Raw genomic sequence first — 2082 nt, 5'->3', positions numbered from 1 at the left:
ATATATTCAACAAATATATTTTAAATAATGTAAAATAATAACCGATATTTTTATTTGCTAACGGAAGCTCCTCTTCCAGAGAGGAGTTTTCAGATCAACTGAGGCTTTGGCCTTAACAATCTCTTCTGGCAGGATATGTAGTTCTGCAGATCCATAAAGATTCAAAGCTGCTTAATAGCAGCACTCAATAATTTTAAAGTCTATGCGACATGATGCCGCAAAAGAGTTACAGCTGTTATAACACCTATAACACTCTACGAGAGCAATTAGAAATTTCTCCAGGTAATCTCTAATTGCTTTTGCAGTAAGGATTTTTCGTACTTTTCAGTACGTAAATCGTGAGTACCCTACGTAAGTGGTATAAGGTCGGCAGTTATCTGCCATTTTCATTAACTGGGCATGTCCAGTACATGCTCAAAACTCCTTTCCTGGTAGTTGTAGGCATGTATTTGCTGCCTGCAAACCGAAGATACTTTTTTCCATAGGTATCTGAGGTTCAACTGCCGTGAGGCAAGGAGTCAATTATGGAAAACAAACAGTACTACTCTAAACTCCATGAAATCATGGAAACAGAAGAAAGAAAGGACAACATGATTAATGCTGTTCTAAACTCATCAGCTATTGAAGTCTCTTTAGAACAGAGAAGTCAGGAATGGCTAGCGTGGCGTAAGGAGGGGATAACAGCTACAGAGGCTGTAGTAATCGCTCGTGGAGAGCATTTTGGCAAAACAGAAGCTGATCTTTTCAATGAAAAGGTTGGGTTAGTTCAACCTAAAGTTGTCTCCAACAAGTACATCCAAAGAGGTGTACTATACGAGGACTCTGTTATCTCTTTCTTTGCCACAAACAGAAATGTTTCTGTTAAACATTCTGGCTGCTACCAGAATAAGGTTTTGCCATTTCTTAAATGTTCCCTGGATGGGGAATGTAATTTAAACGGAAAACCAACTGATCTAGAAGTTAAGTGTTTGACTGAAAAGTCGTTTACTGAGCTTTTAGAGCAGGGTATAAGTTCTGAAACCTACAGGAAATACTGGGTACAGATCCAGTATCAAATGTTAGTGACTGGCATTAGGCAGGCATTTTTGTGCTGCGCATTAGTAGACGATGACGGCATGAAGAAGTATGTGGAATTTTTCATCTCTAGGGATGAAAATTATTTGCGAACCCTTTTAACGAAGGTAGTTACTTTTTGGATAAAGGTCGCAACCTATGATCCTTCTTCTGCACCAGAACCTGAGCCAAAATCTGAAGAGGTTTCTGCAACAACTCAAACTCAAGATCTTGACGAGTTAAAAGCTCTGATATCCCAAAAGGGAGATCTGGAGAACCAGTTAAGGGAAATCCAAAAACAAATCGACGAAAAATTTTCTATCATCCAAAAAGAAATGAATGAAAATCATTTGTCAAAAATTGACTTAGGATTTGGAACCTACACTAAATCAGAGGCGAAGGGAAGTTTTGACTACAAGGCTTTCTTAGCCAAAAAAGGAGTATTAATAACTCCTGAAGACGAGAATCAATTCCGCAAGAAATCATCAATAAGATGGAGTTTCAAAGCGGCTTAATTGGTCTGTTAAGCCTCCTTCAGTGGAGGCTTTCTTCTGTATAAAGGAGTTGTTATGCTAAAAAGAAATGATATTTTGTTGATGGCTGAAGGTAAGTGGGAATGCATAATTCCTGCTTTGTCCGGAAGGCAGATAAACATTAATCATAGAAAACATTCGCCATGTCCTGTACATGGCGGTAAAGATGGGTTCAGAGTCTTTAATGATTTTTCCCGAACCGGAGGAACAGTTTGTTCATCCTGTGGCTGCTTTAAAGACGGAATCGCCACTTTAATGTGGTTGAATGATTGGACATTACCCCAAACCTGCAAGGAAATTTATAACTTCTTGAATGGTGAAAGGTTCGATGTCGGTGAAGTTCATAGTAGCCCAAAACAGGAGGAGCCGAAGAAAAAGGTAAATCCTATATACCTGTGGAATACAGGGAGTTGTATAGCAGATACGGTAGTAGAAAATTACCTAAACAATAGGGCAATTAAACCTGGAGATTTTTCCTTTGGTCTCAGGTTTAAGG

The 2082-nt window shown here is 38.9% G+C and carries 2 protein-coding genes; both read left to right on the top strand.

The features are described 5' to 3' along the window. The first annotated feature begins 524 nt into the window (after nt 1-524). A complete protein-coding gene (locus QZU45_RS12325) occupies nt 525-1568 on the top strand; it encodes a lambda-exonuclease family protein (RefSeq protein ID WP_295355719.1) in 1044 nt (347 codons plus the stop codon). A 54-nt stretch (nt 1569-1622) separates the two neighbouring features. Then, on the top strand, nt 1623-2082 hold a 460-nt coding region (locus QZU45_RS12320), incomplete at its 3' end, for a primase-helicase zinc-binding domain-containing protein (protein WP_295355717.1).

Source organism: uncultured Succinivibrio sp. (assembly GCF_902756765.1).
Lineage (GTDB): Bacteria > Pseudomonadota > Gammaproteobacteria > Enterobacterales > Succinivibrionaceae > Succinivibrio.
Note: the sequence above shows the minus strand (reverse complement) of the source record. Positions and strands in the feature narration are given on the sequence as shown.

Bases quoted from the DNA above. Each gene is read 5' to 3' on its own strand.
- QZU45_RS12325 (WP_295355719.1), top strand. From the start codon at position 525: ATGGAAAACAAACAGTACTACTCTAAACTCCATGAAATCATGGAAACA.